Source organism: Gemmiger formicilis (assembly GCF_900167555.1).
GTDB lineage: Bacteria > Bacillota > Clostridia > Oscillospirales > Ruminococcaceae > Gemmiger > Gemmiger formicilis.
The window spans coordinates 197,207-211,437 of record NZ_FUYF01000003.1 but is presented as its reverse complement, the minus strand read 5'-3'; the positions used below and the strand labels follow the sequence as shown (position 1 = coordinate 211,437).

General features: G+C 56.8%; 16 protein-coding genes and 1 riboswitch. Of the genes, 9 read left to right on the top strand and 7 right to left on the bottom strand.

Annotated features, from left to right (window positions below; genetic code table 11):
• Positions 1–71 precede the first annotated feature (71 nt).
• Together dapA and asd are read right to left on the bottom strand one after the other, a co-directional pair.
• Positions 72–962, bottom strand: coding sequence for a 4-hydroxy-tetrahydrodipicolinate synthase (gene dapA / locus B5D32_RS04195; RefSeq protein ID WP_078783847.1), 891 nt, complete (start codon positions 960–962; stop codon positions 72–74).
• A 39-nt stretch (positions 963–1,001) separates the two neighbouring features.
• Entirely contained in the window at positions 1,002–2,078 is a 1,077-nt protein-coding gene (gene asd, locus B5D32_RS04190) for an aspartate-semialdehyde dehydrogenase (protein ID WP_078783846.1), read from the bottom strand.
• 125 nt (positions 2,079–2,203) lie between these two features.
• Positions 2,204–2,379: riboswitch (Lysine riboswitch) on the bottom strand.
• Positions 2,380–2,449: 70 nt separating this feature from the next.
• On the opposite strand from asd, the gene queA reads away from it, so the two are divergent.
• The 7 genes from queA to B5D32_RS04155 all read left to right on the top strand — a co-directional run bounded on the left by queA (position 2,450) and on the right by B5D32_RS04155 (position 7,941).
• A complete protein-coding gene (queA, locus tag B5D32_RS04185) occupies positions 2,450–3,478 on the top strand; it encodes a tRNA preQ1(34) S-adenosylmethionine ribosyltransferase-isomerase QueA (protein WP_078783845.1) in 1,029 nt (342 codons plus the stop codon).
• A gap of 72 nt (positions 3,479–3,550) precedes the next feature.
• Positions 3,551–4,450 (top strand): helix-turn-helix transcriptional regulator, encoded by a 900-nt coding sequence (locus tag B5D32_RS04180; protein ID WP_078783844.1) that lies wholly within the window; start codon positions 3,551–3,553, stop codon positions 4,448–4,450.
• 54 nt (positions 4,451–4,504) lie between these two features.
• A complete protein-coding gene (locus B5D32_RS04175) occupies positions 4,505–5,107 on the top strand; it encodes a GyrI-like domain-containing protein (protein ID WP_078783843.1) in 603 nt (200 codons plus the stop codon).
• Positions 5,108–5,253: 146 nt separating this feature from the next.
• Positions 5,254–6,387 (top strand): tRNA guanosine(34) transglycosylase Tgt, encoded by a 1,134-nt coding sequence (gene tgt, locus B5D32_RS04170; protein WP_078783842.1) that lies wholly within the window; start codon positions 5,254–5,256, stop codon positions 6,385–6,387.
• Positions 6,388–6,468: 81 nt separating this feature from the next.
• A complete protein-coding gene (gene yajC / locus B5D32_RS04165) occupies positions 6,469–6,819 on the top strand; it encodes a preprotein translocase subunit YajC (protein WP_078783841.1) in 351 nt (116 codons plus the stop codon).
• Positions 6,820–6,877: 58 nt separating this feature from the next.
• Entirely contained in the window at positions 6,878–7,285 is a 408-nt protein-coding gene (locus B5D32_RS04160) for a TIGR04086 family membrane protein (protein WP_078783840.1), read from the top strand.
• Positions 7,285–7,941, top strand: coding sequence for a hypothetical protein (locus B5D32_RS04155; RefSeq protein ID WP_078783839.1), 657 nt, complete (start codon positions 7,285–7,287; stop codon positions 7,939–7,941). The genes B5D32_RS04160 and B5D32_RS04155 overlap by 1 nt, the downstream gene beginning before the upstream one ends.
• On the opposite strand, the gene B5D32_RS04150 is transcribed toward B5D32_RS04155, so the two are convergent.
• Positions 7,876–8,952, bottom strand: a complete 1,077-nt coding sequence (locus tag B5D32_RS04150) for a tyrosine recombinase XerC (protein ID WP_078783838.1) — start codon at positions 8,950–8,952, stop codon at positions 7,876–7,878. The genes B5D32_RS04155 and B5D32_RS04150 overlap by 66 nt on opposite strands.
• A 485-nt stretch (positions 8,953–9,437) precedes the next feature.
• On the opposite strand from B5D32_RS04150, the gene B5D32_RS04145 reads away from it, so the two are divergent.
• The gene (locus tag B5D32_RS04145) at positions 9,438–9,647 is read left to right on the top strand and encodes a hypothetical protein (protein WP_078783837.1); all 210 of its coding nucleotides are present in this window, start codon (positions 9,438–9,440) and stop codon (positions 9,645–9,647) included.
• An 11-nt stretch (positions 9,648–9,658) separates the two neighbouring features.
• Entirely contained in the window at positions 9,659–9,937 is a 279-nt protein-coding gene (locus tag B5D32_RS04140) for a hypothetical protein (protein WP_078783836.1), read from the top strand.
• A 47-nt stretch (positions 9,938–9,984) separates the two neighbouring features.
• Here the strand turns inward: B5D32_RS04140 and B5D32_RS04135 are convergent, their stop codons facing one another.
• The 4 genes from B5D32_RS04135 to B5D32_RS04120 form a co-directional block, all read right to left on the bottom strand.
• Positions 9,985–10,914, bottom strand: a complete 930-nt coding sequence (locus tag B5D32_RS04135; RefSeq protein WP_078783835.1) for a DUF7916 family protein — start codon at positions 10,912–10,914, stop codon at positions 9,985–9,987.
• On the bottom strand, positions 10,911–11,795 hold the full coding sequence (locus tag B5D32_RS04130; protein WP_078783833.1) for an enhanced serine sensitivity protein SseB C-terminal domain-containing protein: 885 nt from the start codon (positions 11,793–11,795) through the stop codon (positions 10,911–10,913). Before B5D32_RS04130 ends, B5D32_RS04135 begins: the two co-directional genes overlap by 4 nt.
• 11 nt (positions 11,796–11,806) lie before the next feature.
• Positions 11,807–13,207 carry a DNA repair protein RadA gene (gene radA / locus B5D32_RS04125; protein ID WP_078783830.1) on the bottom strand — a complete coding sequence of 467 codons (1,401 nt, stop codon included), beginning with the start codon at positions 13,205–13,207 and terminating at the stop codon, positions 11,807–11,809.
• Positions 13,208–13,537: 330 nt separating this feature from the next.
• A complete protein-coding gene (locus B5D32_RS04120; RefSeq protein WP_078783829.1) occupies positions 13,538–14,140 on the bottom strand; it encodes an alpha/beta hydrolase in 603 nt (200 codons plus the stop codon).
• Positions 14,141–14,231 lie beyond the last annotated feature (91 nt).

Sequence of the window (14,231 nt, the reverse complement as noted above, 5' to 3'; positions counted from 1 at the left end):
GTTCCTTTCATGCAAAAGTCGTGCAAAAGCAAAAAGCCGACCCGCGGCATGGCAGTGGGTCGGCTGTGAAATTATTTCAGCAGGCCGAACTCCTGCATGGCAGTCTCCAGCTGCGCCTGCACTGCGGCGGAGGGCGCAACGAGCGGCAGACGGCAGTCGCCGGCATTCCAGCCAAGGCGGTTCATGGCCCATTTGACCGGGATGGGGTTGACGTCGGCAAACAGTGCCTTGATAAGCGGCACCGCCTTGAGCTGCATGGACAGGCTCTCGGCAGTCTCACCAGCAAACCATTTGGCGCAGATGTCATGGGTGTACTGCGGGGCTACGTTGGACAGCACGCTGATCACGCCCTTGCCGCCCAGAGCCAGCAGCGGCACGATCTGGTCATCGTTGCCGGAGTAGATGTTCAGGCTGTCACCGCAGGCCGCTGCGATCTCGGCCACGTGGCTGATGTTGCCGCTGGCCTCCTTGACGGCGTTGATGTTCGGGTGCTTCGCAAGCTCGGCCAGCGTGGCGGGCGTCAGGTTGCAGCCCGTGCGGCTGGGCACATTGTACAGGATGCAGGGAATATGCACAGCGTCCGCAATGGCTGTGTAGTGGGCCAGCAGGCCCGCCTGGCTCGTCTTGTTGTAGTAGGGCGTGACCAGCAGCAGTGCGTCGGCACCGTCGGCCTCAGCCTGCTGGGACAGCCAGATGGCATACTTCGTGTCGTTGGAGCCGGTACCCGCAATCACCGGGACGCGGCCTGCCGTCTTTTTGACGGTATAGCGGATGCACTCGGTGTGCTCCTCGTCGGTCAGCGTCGGGGACTCACCCGTCGTGCCGCAGATGACAATGGCATCCGTGCTGTGGGCAATCTGGTCGTCGATGATGCGGCCAAGCTCGTCATAGTTGACGCTGCCGTCGGTGTTCATCGGGGTGATGATTGCCACGGCGGCACCGGTAAATACGGGTCTCTTCATACGAATTCTCCTTACACCAAGGCTGCCATGCGCAGCCAATCAGTCAAAATAGCCCTTGGCAGCCAGCAGCTCGGCCAGCAGCACCGCGCCGCCGGCAGCGCCGCGCAGCGTGTTGTGGGACAGGCAGACGAACTTGTAGTCGTACTGGTTATCCTCACGCAGACGGCCAATGCTGACAGCCATGCCGTTTTCCAGCATACGGTCCAGCTTGGGCTGCGGGCGGTCATTTTCCTCAAAGTAATGCAGGAACTGCTTCGGGGCGCTGGGCAGCTCCAGATCCTGTGCGGGGCCGTGGAATTCCTTCCAGGCCTGCAGAATTTCTTCCTTAGAAGGCTTATTCTCAAAGCGCACGAACACCGCGCCCATGTGGCCGTCAGAGACAGGCACGCGCAGGCACTGGGCCGTAAAGCGGGGAGACTCGGCCGAGACGATCTTGTCGCCCTCGATGCGGCCCCACAGCTTCAGCGGCTCCTGCTCGCTCTTTTCCTCCTCGCCGCCGATGTAGGGGATGACGTTGTCGAGGATGTCGGGGAAGGTCTCAAACGTCTTGCCTGCGCCGGAGATGGCCTGATAGGTGCAGACGAGCACGTCAGAGATGCCGTATTTGCGCAGGGGATGCAGGGCAGGCACATAGCTCTGCAGGCTGCAGTTGGACTTGACGGCCACAAAGCCGCGCTTGGTGCCCAGGCGCTTGCGCTGGGCAGGGATGATGTCGATGTGGTCGGCGTTGATCTCGGGTACGACCATCGGCACGTCAGGGGTAAAGCGGTGCGCGCTGTTGTTGGACACGACCGGGCACTCGGCCTTGGCGTAGGCCTCCTCCAGTGCCTTGATCTCGTCCTTCTTCATGTTGACGGCGCAAAAGACAAAATCGACCTTGGCGGCGACCTCCTTCACATTGGCGGCGTCCAGCACAACCATCTTTTTAACACTCTCGGGCATGGGGGTCTTCATCAACCAGCGGCTGCCGACGGCCTCCTCATAGGTTTTGCCAGCGCTGCGTGCGCTGGCCGCAAGGGCAACCAGATTAAACCAGGGGTGATTTTCCAGCAGTGTAATAAAGCGCTGGCCGACCATACCGGTTGCACCGATAACACCAACATTGTACTGTTTCATCCTGACTAAGACCTTCCTTTCACGATACCCTTCCTTATATCTATGCGGCTCCCACGGAAATTTGCACAGATAATAAAAAAACCGGCTTGAAAACCGGCACAAAATGCAATATAATATCATATTGCATATAACACAGCGCAACACACTGTTTTACAGCGTGACAGTCCCGCACCTGTTCGGCTGCGGACCCAGAAAATGCGTGCCGCGCATTTTCTTCGGCGAAGAACCCTTTCCCGGCTCTCGCCCCTGGCAGGGCATGATGAAAACCGGTACTGATGCGCTTCGCGCCTCTGTGTTTGGATTCATTATAATATTCCCACATAAGAATGTCAAGACGATAACGCTTTAAAGTAAAAAAGGATGATACAAAAATGCTCAAAAAAGATTTCTGGTACGACCTGCCGAAGGAGCTGATCGCGCAGGAGCCTGCCGACCCCCGCGATGCCGCCCGTTTGATGGTGCTGGACCGCAAAAATGATAAGATCCTGCACTCGGTATTCCATGAGCTGCCGCATTATCTTGAAAAGGGCGATCTGCTCGTTGTCAATAACTCCAAGGTCCTGCCTGCCCGCCTGATGGGCACCAAGGTGCCCACAGGCGCTGTCTGCGAACTGCTGCTGCTCCGCCAGGTCAAGGGCGATACCTGGGAGTGCCTGGCCCGCCCCGGCAAGCGGATGCAGCCGGGCACAAAGGTGGAGTTCGGCGACGGCAGCCTGACCGCCGTGGTGGATGAGACGCTGCCTGACGGCAATAAGTATGTGACCTTTACCTACGACACCGAGACACTGTACGAGAAGCTGGACGAGTTCGGCAAGATGCCGCTGCCGCCCTACATCACGAAGCAGCTCGAGGATCAGAGCCAGTACCAGACCGTCTACGCCAAGGAACTGGGCAGCGCCGCCGCGCCCACCGCGGGCCTGCACTTTACCCCGCAGTTGATGGATACGATCCGCTCCCGCGGCGTCAACATTGCCGAGGTCACGCTGCATGTCGGCCTGGGCACCTTCCGTCCCGTGAATGAGGAATCCATTGAGGACCACCAGATGCACAGCGAGTGGTACTCCGTCAGCGAGGAAACGGCGAAGCTCATCAACGAGACCCGCGCCGCGGGCCACCGCGTCATTGCCGTGGGCACAACGAGCTGCCGCACGCTGGAATCTGTCTGGGCTAAGTACGGCAAGATCGTGCCGTGCAGCGGGAATACCAGCATCTTCATCTATCCCGGCATCGAGCTGAAAGCCATCGACGGCCTGATTACGAACTTCCACCTGCCGGAGAGCACCCTTATCATGCTGATTGCCGCCTTCTACGGCTACGACAAAACGATGGCCGCCTACAAGGTCGCCGTTGAGGAAAAGTACCGCTTCTTCAGCTTTGGTGATGCGATGTTCATTCGGTAACAGAAAATATCTTTTGCGAAAGCGCCGGGGCAGATCTTCGGCGCTTTTGTTGTGATGCGAGGGGGGCATTGTATGGAGCAGGGCAGACTGTTCAAAATCGTGTATCATCTGTTGGACAAGGGCAGAGCCACGGCCCCCGAGCTGGCAGAAAAATTTGAAGTATCGGTAAGAACGATTTACCGCGACCTGGATGCCATCAGTGCTGCCGGGATACCGATTTATACTGTGCAGGGAAAGGGCGGCGGTATTTTTATCCTGCCGGAGTTTGTGCTGGAGAAATCGCTGCTGACGCCGCAGGAAAAAGAGCAAATTTTGATGGCACTGCGGGGCCTTGCCGCCGTGGAAAACAGCCGGACCGATGAACTGCTTACCAAATTGGGCGGGCTTTTCCGGGTACAGGGCGCAAATTGGATCGAGGTCGATTTTTCCGACTGGCACAAAAATACGGCGGGTGCGGAGCTGTTCGACGAGCTCAAAAGGGCTGTTTTCAGCTGCCGCAGGGTCAGCTTTTCGTATTTTGCGGGCGAAGGCGGCGGCACTGTCCGCACGGTGGAACCGGTCAAGCTGATTTTCAAGAGCAAGGACTGGTATTTGTACGGCTTCTGCCTTTTGCGAAACGACTACCGCTTTTTCAAGCTGACCCGCATCAAGAATTTGACGCTTCTGCCGGAGACCTTCCTGCGCAGGAAGGCGGATGTCCCGGAGCTAAAACCGACGATACAGCAGGAGCGGCTGATCTCGGTAAGGCTGAAATTCTCCCCGGCGGCTGCCTTCCGCGTCTATGACGAGTTTACCGATACCGTGGAGAAGGATGCGCAGGGAAGCCTGTACGTGACCGTCAATATGCCAGAAAGAACGCTGTATAGCTACATTTTGTCCTATGGCGACGCAGTTGAAATCCTGGAGCCCGACGAATTGCGGCGCAGCGTGAAAGAAAAGCTGACCCGCATGGCAGAAAAATATAAAACATGACAGAGGGTGTCATGCTTTCTGCGGTATTCTGAAAAGCGCAAGGAGGCGCTTTTTATGAAATACGAATGGAGAAGGCAGGAAAAGCAGCTTTACGGTGCAAAAACAACCCCGGTCTTGGTGACGGTTCCGACACAAAGCTGCATCATGATAAACGGTGAAGGAAACCCGAATGACACGGATTTTTCAAACCGCGTATCGGCATTGTATTCCGTGGCCTATGCGGTCAAAATGGCTTACAAAAAGACTGCAAAGGGCGAGTATGACGACTTTGCCGTGTACCCACTGGAGGGCGTCTGGCAGAAAATTGAGAACTGCGAGCTCATCAAGGAAAAGCTGCGCTACACTCTCGTGATCCGCCAGCCGGATTTTGTCGGAGAGGACGGCGTGTGCGCTGCGCTGGAACGTACAAAACACCGAAAACCAAACCCGCTCTTGGAAGAGGTCCGCTTCGGCACCGTGCCGGGCGAAACCTGTGTGCAGCTTTTGCATGTCGGCGCGTATGACGATGAGCCGGTTTCTTTCACAAAAATGGACGAATTCGTACACGCCCACAGCCTGACGCGCACGGAGGAAGGCCACCGGGAAATCTACCTGAGCAATGCCACCCGCACAGAAAAAAACAGGCTCAAAACCATTTTGCGCTATAGGGTAAAATAATTTTCCCGGCGGGGGTGGTGATTCTGCCGATTTACAGTTGACGAACCACGGATTTTCTTTTATAATAATTTATTAGGCGGTGCAGGGAAAAAGCCCCCTGCGCCGCCTTTTTCGATGAAATATTTTTAAAACGGAGATAGAAAGCTATGCCTTACCGCCTTATCAAACAGGAAGGGGCTGCCCGCCGCGGCGAATTTACCACGGTGCACGGCACGGTCCAGACCCCTGCATTCCAGAATGTCGCCACGGCTGCCGCCATCAAGGGCGGTCTGTCGGCGTTGGACCTCAAGGACATCCGCGCACAGGTCATGCTGTGCAACACCTATCATCTGCACCTGCGCCCGGGCGACAAACTCGTGGCTGAGATGGGCGGTCTGCACAAGTTTACCAAGTGGGACGGCCCCATCCTGACCGACAGCGGCGGCTTTCAGGTGTTCAGTCTGGCCAAGCTGCGCCATATTACGGAGGAGGGCGTGACCTTCAACTCCCACCTCGACGGCCACCGTATCTTTATGGGACCGGAGCAGAGCATGCAGATTCAGGCAAACCTTGGCTCTACGATTGCCATGGCCTTTGACGAGTGCGTCGAAAACCCGGCTACCTACGAGTACGCCAAGAACAGCTGCGCCCGCACGGCCCGTTGGCTGCTGCGCTGCAAGGACGAGATGAACCGCCTGAAGCATGAGGAAAAGGCCGTCAATCCCGACCAGCTGCTGTTTGGCATCAACCAGGGCTGCACGTTCGCCGACCTGCGCGTTGAGCACATGAAGCAGATCGCAGAGTATGATCTGGACGGCTACGCCATCGGCGGTCTGGCCGTCGGCGAGCCCGCCGAGGTCATGTATGACATCATCTCTGCCGTAGAGCCGTTTGCGCCGAAAAACAAAATCCGCTATCTGATGGGCGTCGGCACGCCGGGCAACATCATTGAGGGCGTCTACCGCGGCGTTGATCTGTTCGACTGCGTCATGCCCAGCCGCAACGCGCGCCACGGGCATCTGTTCACCTGGGACGGCATCATCAATATCAAGAACCTGAAATACGAGCGCGACGAGTCGCCCATCGACCCGCACTGTGACTGCCCGGTCTGCCGCAATTTCTCCCGCGCGTATATCCGCCATTTGCAGAAAGCAGACGAGCTGCTGGGCATGCGCCTGGCTGTCATGCACAACCTGTACTTCTACAATCACCTGATGGAGCGCATCCGCGAGGCGCTAGACAACGGCACCTTCCAGCAGTTCCACGACACCTATGTGCATAAACTTGATACCCGCATCTGATTTTTCCGGCAAAATGCTTGCACAATGCGCATTTATCCGATATAATAGAAGAAATCGTTATTTTTAAGGAGTATACTTGCTATGATCCAGTTTCTGAATGCCGCCACCGGCACGGCTACCACGGCTGAAATGCTGCTGAGCTTCCTGCCGATGATCCTTATCATCGTGTTTATGATCATCCTGATCTACCTGCCGCAGAAGCGCCAGGACAAGAAGGATGCTGCCATGCGCAGTTCCATCGAGATCGGCGACAAAGTCACCACCATCGGCGGTATCGTCGGCATCGTCTGCGCCATTGCGGACAAGGATGACACCATCGTCATCGAGACCGGCAGTGACCGCACGAAGATTCGCTTCCGCCGCTCCGCAATCTCCTCTGTGGAGAAGCTGGACACCGGTAAGGACAGCAAGTCCACCCCCGTCAAGAAGTAATTGACATAAAACCCACGCCCCTTTGCATAGTGTTGACTGTGCAAGGGGGCGTTTTGTTATGGCTAAAAATCTGCGCAAACCAAAAACCGGCGTTAAAAATCCGGCCGCGGCGGCGCTGCTGCTGTCCTTTGGCTGCGGTGTGGGCGTGTGCATATTGTTGCTGGCGCTGGCGGCGTTTCTGCTGACGCATACAGGGCTGCCATTGTCCGCAGTGCGGCCTATGGCCTGTATGGCGGCGGCAGTGGGGGCGGCTGTGTCTGCTGCCGTGCTGGCCCGCAGATTGCAGAAAAGGCTGCTGCTGTGCGGGCTGGGCTGCGGGGCGTTTTACACGGTCTGTCTGCTGGCGGCAACGCTGCTGGCAAACGGCAGACTGGATTGGCAGGGAAGCAACGCCATGCTGCCGCTGGCACTGCTGCTAGGGGGCCTGTTGGGCGGTGCACTGACGGCCCTGCGGGCGGGCCGCTGATGCGGGCGGCACAGACGGCGCTGCGCCGCCCGGGGCTGCCGATGCTGCGGCCTGCGGTAGAGCGCCCGCACCGGGAACATACGCCGCAGACGGAAAGCGGGGCGGCGCTGGCATTTGGCGTGATATTTCTGGCAGGTTACCTGCCGGGCATCTGGCTGGGACGCAGCGGGACAGCGCCTCTGGGGCAGCAGCTGGCGGCCTACTACACAAGCCGCCCCGAAGGTACGAGCCTTGCGGCAGCCTTCGGGGCGCAGCTTGCGGTGAACCTTTTGCAGCTGATACTGGTGCTGCTGTGCGGCTTTTGCGTGTGGGGCGTCGGTTTGCTGGCGCTGCTGTTTGCGGCGCGCGGGCTGTTCCTGGGCTTTTGCGCGGCGTCAGTGGCAACGCAAAGCGGTGCGTCGGCGCTGCTGCGCTATCGGCTGGACACGCTGCTTTCTGATGTGGGTACGCTGCTTCTCTGCCTGTGGCTGGCAGGCTGGGCAGTGCGGCTGGCGATGGAACTTTTCCGCGCGGTGCGCGGGCGTGCTGCGCGGGAGACACCGGGCACAGCGCGGCGGCTGGCAGTCCGTTTTGCCGCGGCGCTGGCGCTGTCAGCGGCTTTCGCTGCCGTCGGGGCTGTACTCGCCGTCATTAGGATCGGGGGCGTCGGGCGCTGACGGCTTTTGCTCCACGTATTTCTGGGTGGCCAGCGGGGAGGCGGCTACAGCCTTTTTCAGCTGTTCACGGTTGATGTGGGTGTAGATCTGGGTCGTGGAGACGTTCTCGTGCCCCAAAATCTCCTTCAAGGCCAGCATATCGACGCCGCCCTGATACATAAGCGTGGCGGCGGTGTGGCGCAGCTTGTGCGGGGAAAACCCGCGTCCGCTCAGGCCGGCGCTTTGCAGGCAGCGCGCGACGATTTGCTCGATCCGCCGCGCAGACAGCCGCTTGCCGGTGCGCTTGGAGACGAACAGAGCGTCCCTGTCCACAAGGTTCGGCAGGGAAGCGCGCACCTTTTTATAGCGCTGCAGCGCATCCAGACAGGCGTCATTCAAATAAACAAGCCGCTCCTTGCTGCCCTTGCCGACAATGCGGATCGTGTCATCGCGAAAATCACCCATATCAATCGTGACAAGCTCGGCTAACCGCATGCCGCAGTTCAAAAATAACGTTAATATGCAGTAATCACGCTCGTAAAAATCACTTTGTATATTACTTAACAAAGTGACAGCTTCGTCCCGGGTCAGATATTTGGGCAGAGCCCTGGCCGGCGAGCCGAGGCTGATGTTTTCCGTGGGGTTCGCGGCCAGCCGATTGACTTGCGTGCACATATAGTTGAAAAAGCCCTTCAGGGCGCTCAGCTTCCGTGCGCGGGCCTTGGGACCGTTGTCAGCACTGCGCGCATGGTCAAGAAAATCAAAAATATCGTGCTTGGTGATCGTTCGGATGTCGGCGGTGGTAATGCCGGTCAGATCAATTTCCTCGGGCGGCGTATCGTCGGCCACGCGCTGCCAGCGCTGCATCATATAGCGGAAGAAGCCGCGCAGGTCCAGATAGTACCCGTTGACGGTGCGCGGGGAGCGCAGCTTTACAAAATCGAGGTAATGCAGGTAGTCAACCACATCATCAGGAATATCCAGGTACGGCGCATGGCGCTCCGGGTGGACCACATCAATATAACTGCTCATGGAAGCCCTCAACTTAACATATTAATTTGCAGAAGCACGCGGAAACGATGCTTCTGCTTTTTTATTGTAGCACAGCAGGCAACACCTCGTCAATTTCACCAACTTATAAGAAACGCAAAGAACCGCTCATATTACAAAGCGTTGATAATCTGTATATGTGTGCATAATCATGCAAATGATGCTTTTCGCTGTGGGAGAGGGCGTCCGCGACAGGATTTTAGCAAGTGATAACATTTCGCTAAATGCAAATTTAGCGAAATATAGGGAGGGCATTAAAGCAGGGAGGGTGCGAAAAAACCGGAACCAGAGCTCGGGACTAAACAGAAAAAACGATAACGGAAGCCACCAAAAGCCGGATTGCCGAACGGCGCTTTGCTATTGATAAAGTAAAGCAGTCTGAAAATGTCAGCCCCTCCGAATGAAACCTACGCCAAGCTTGCAATTCCTGAAAAATCTGGTATGATGAATTAAAAGGAGTTGAAATCATGAACAAGGACACCATCATCAAGGTTCTGCTGGCCATCATTGCGCTGATGGTCTTTGCGTGGCTGTGGCGTATCATCAGCGGTATGCTCATCGGCACGCTGGTGCTTACGACCTCACTGCTGTCGGTGCTGATTGCGCTTATCATTCAAATTGTACTTCCGATTGCTGTTATTGTGTTTGCCGTAAAGCTCTTTACTAAGAAAAAGTGAGTGTGAATCCCATGGCATTGTTTGCGAAGAAAAAGCCGCCCGAGCCTGCTGCTGCAGACGAGCAAAAAATCAGTCTGGCTCTGACGCCCGATGAAATCGACCTGCTGCGCGAATGCATGAAGCGCACCGAGGACTATTACCGCGGCCTTTTGCTGCTGAAGCAGGATTGGAACGCCGCGCAAAACGAGGCTGCGATTGCCATGATAAAGGTCAGGCTGAATATGATCGATAAATTGCAGGAAAAGACGCTCTACGACGGCCAGTCCGAGTATTACCGCAATCTGCAATAAAAAACTGCCCGCAGGAACGCAAAATTCCTGCGGGCAGTTTGCTATTATCAGCGGTTGACAGACTGTGCCATTTTGTGGTAGGTGTGGCGCTCGCCGCGGATGGCAATGGAGTATGCCATGATGTTCTGCGGCAAGGCCATGCCGGGCACGCCGGTATCACCGATGTGGTGGATGTCGGCACCGGCCATCTTGCACATCAGCGCGATCTGGCGGATGGTCGCCGCGTCCGCGCCCTCCTGCGAGGTGCCGATAGCCGTCAGTGCCAGCTTGCCGCGGCTGTGCACGACCTCAATCAGCCTGTGCGCGTACTCCTGTGTGATGCCCGGTACCGTGCCGGGTGCCGGCAGCAGAATAATATCCGCACCGGCTGCCATGAAGGCCTCGGCGTCGGCGGGGGTCATGATTTTCTCCCCGCCCTCCCCTGCTACGCCGGATGCATGCATCTTGCCGGCGGCCAGCAGCACGCGGTCACCGACGGCGGCAGAAATCGCTTTCAGCGCTTCTACGATCAATTCGTTGCTGACGCCGTTGCCGGGGTTGCCGGTCAGAACGATCAGATCAACGCCCATTTCGGCGGCCCTGCGTGTATTTTCTACGGTGGCCAAGCGTCCGCCGCTCATTTTCCAGAGCGTTCCATCGTTGCTTTTGGCGGCCTGCAGGTCGCAAGGCTCCAGATTGATGCCCACGACGCGCCCGGTCAGACGCTTGAGCTCCCGCACGGTCTCGACTTCGGGAACCTTCGGCAGTGCGTTGATGACAGGGTGCTGCACGTCAAACATATTCAGCAGCAGAATGTCAGCACTCAGGGAGGCCGCATACTCCGCATTCGTCACGTCCACCAGCAGCGGAGGCGTCAGGCCGATGGTCTCGCACGCCAGTACGCGGCCCTCACTGCCCGCAATCGCGTCCAGCAGCTCCGCCTTGGTGTACCGGGCCAGCTCGCTGGGGGTGCAGTCCAGCAGACGCTTTACGCTCATTCGTCGTCATCCTCCTCAATCACGCGGCCAATGCCCTTGCGGTAGAACGGCTCGCTGCCCTGCATACCCTGCTGGCCCAGCGGAGAAATCGAGGTCGTGATGTTCAGATCCATCTTCTTCTCACGGCTGAGCAGGTACGGGCGGGCGGCCTGTGCTACGGAGGCAAACAGCTTCTCGTCCTTGGGGCCGTCCAGCACCAGCAGATAGCTGCGGGCGTCACCGTTTACGATCATAACGGACAGATAGGCAGAGCCCACACCGGGGGCGTCGGCCAGCACCGCGCAGACCGGGTCGATCATGGCGTCGGGCAGAATGCTGGGCTCGACCAGCGTGACCTTGTCGCCGGGATGGATGCGGCGGGCCTGCTGCTCGGCCAGCTGCGCTGCGATCTTCTGGGAAACCTCGTCCTTCGTCTTTTTGACGGACTCGATCAGCGGGCGTTCCAGGCGCAGACTATTGTCGCCGGGGTTGATGACCAGACCGCTGGCCTCGGCGTTTTTCGCGATCATGTTGGCGTAGTCATCAAAGCGCAGCAGGATGATCTGCTGTGCGGCTTTGGGCTGTGCCTTCTGCCACTCGTGCACAGCGTCCCAATCGCTGAAGCCCAGGTAGTAGCGCTTGCCCTCGGGGCTGGTGACCATTACCAGGCTGATCTTGGTCTCCTTGGGCAGCTGCACGCGGCCATCGGCCTCCGGCTTGGGGGCTGGCTGGCCCTGCAGGTCAAACACGGCGGGGGCCAGCAGCGGCGAGCGTACCAGCTCGTTCAGGATGTCATTGAGATTTTTAGGGTTGTTGTTCTCCTTGAAGGCTGCAATGGTCTCCTTGACCTTCGGATTGAAGGCGGGTGCTTTGGGGAGATTCTTTTCGTTCTGTTCGGGCATGGGTCCATTCCTCACTTTAATTTTATTGCGTTGATGGCTTCCCGCAGGTAGGACACGCCCACGAGCTTCAAGCCGGGAAATTGCGAAGGGTCAATCATTTTCAGGTTGTGCTTGGGCAAAATGGCGGTGTCGAAGCCGACGCGCTGTGCCTCGCGCAGGCGCGTTTCCAGATGGGTCACGCTGCGCACCTCGCCGCCGAGGCCGACCTCGCCGATGGCGATGGTCTTTTCGTCTACCGGCAGGTCAAGCAGGCTGGACGCCAGCGCGATGCAGACCGGCAGGTCGCAGGCAGTCTCGTCCAGCTTCAGGCCGCCGATGATGTTGATGTAGACATCCTGATTGTAAAAGGCGTATCCGGCGCGCTTTTCCAGCACGGCCAAAAGCAGGTACATGCGGTTGTAGTCAAAGCCGCTCGCCGTGCGCCGCGGGCTGGGAAAGCTTGTTTTCGTCGCCAGCGCCTGAATTTCACTCAGCACCGGGCGCGTGCCTTCCATGACGCAGGCTACGCAGGTGCCGCTGATGCCGATGGGCCGCCCCTCCAGCATGACCTGTGACGGGTTCTCGATCTGCGCAAGGCCGCGGCCTGTCATATCGAACATACCGATCTCATTCGTGGAGCCGTAGCGGTTCTTGACGGCCCGCAGCACGCGGTACGGCAAGGTCTTGTCGCCCTCAAAGTAAAGCACGGTATCCACAATATGCTCCATGACCTTGGGGCCGGCAATCGCGCCGTCCTTGTTGACATGGCCGACGATGAAGGTTGGAATCTCCAGCGTTTTTGCTACATTTAAAAAGCGCGCCGAGCTCTCCTTGACCTGACTGACCGTGCCGGACGACGACGAAATATCCGTGCAGCGCATCGTCTGGATCGAATCAATAACGACCAAATCGGGTTTCATCGATTCGATCAGACCGCAGATCTCGTCCACGTCGCTCTCGGCAACGAGGGAGATATTGTCCTCGGGTACGTTCAGGCGGACGGCACGCAGCTTGATCTGCCGCACCGATTCCTCGCCCGTGACGTAGAGCACATTTTTGGTTTTGCTGACCTCGCCGCAGAGCTGCAGCAAAATCGTGGACTTGCCGATGCCCGGCTCACCGCCGATCAGCGTTACACTGCCGATGACGATACCGCCGCCCAGGACCCGGTCCAGTTCGCTGATGCCGGTCACGATGCGGCTTTTTTCCTCGGTGGTGCTGATGCTTTTCAGCTTCTGCGGCACAAGGCTTGTCTGCCCTGTTACACGTGGCGCAGCGGCGGCCTTGCCGGAGGACGTTTTGGCAGGCTCGGCTACGACATCCTCGGTCATGGTATTCCACGCGCCGCAGGACGGGCAGCGCCCCAGCCAGCGGGGGCTGGTCTCGCCGCATTGGGTGCAGACGTAGATGGTTTTGAGTTTCTCTTTGGGCATGGATGCCTCCTGAAAGTCGATACTCCCTTTATTATAGCCCAAAACACGCCCGGGGGCAAGTATGCGCAGTATAAAAACATTTGCAGCCGGAAAAGTGCAATTTTAATAACCGACCTGACCGCTGAGGAGTGCGGCACCCCGCACGGCAACAACGAGCGTATCCGCGTCGAGACCGTAGGACGCGCCGTGAAATTTTACGTCCGTTTGACGCGCCAGTGCTGAGGAAAATAGGCATCAAAAAAGGTGCGGCCCTTTTGCAAGGCTACACCTTTTTGTGGGTTGCAATCCGTCGGGGCAGCGTTCTCGACGCCCCGACGCACAAACTGGAATTTATTTGGAAGATTTTATTATCCATTCATCAAGAAATTTCATTTGTTCATCCGTATGAAACCAATGCTCTCCATTTTTCATAATAGAAAGTGTTGAATTAGTCCTCTGTACAAATTCAAGTATCGTTCCATAAGAGGTAAGATTATCTTTTTCACCATACAAAATGTGCGTTGGGATTTCCCATATAATAGGATTTTCTCTTGCATAGCAAAGATAATCCCATGAAAGGGTCTCTCCAAAGGTTGTCTGAATTTCTTTTTTCTCTTTGAGTTCATCCTCTGTAACATTTGCCCAAATCATCATATCAGCAATAAGCCTTTCCATATCTACAACGGGCGAAATAAAATATGCTTTCTCTATTTGCTGATTTGATAAGGCATTGATAGCAAAATACGCTCCAATGCTATTGGCAATTACTTCAACAGTCTTGTGGTTTCTATAAATTGAATTAAAAAGTAATGGAAATTCTTCTTTTGCTTCCCATGGAAACTGTGCAGTATAGTCGAGACCAATCACATCACAATTACTAAAGAGTGGTTTGTAATGAATAGCTTCTTCAGCATTACCACCTTTTCCATGTATATAAATAACTGCTTTATCCACAATAGTTATCCTCCACAAATTTGTTCCAGTATACCATACAAAAATCCCCCTGTCCAACACCGTTTGTGGTGCGGGCGGGAGGATTGCGGCC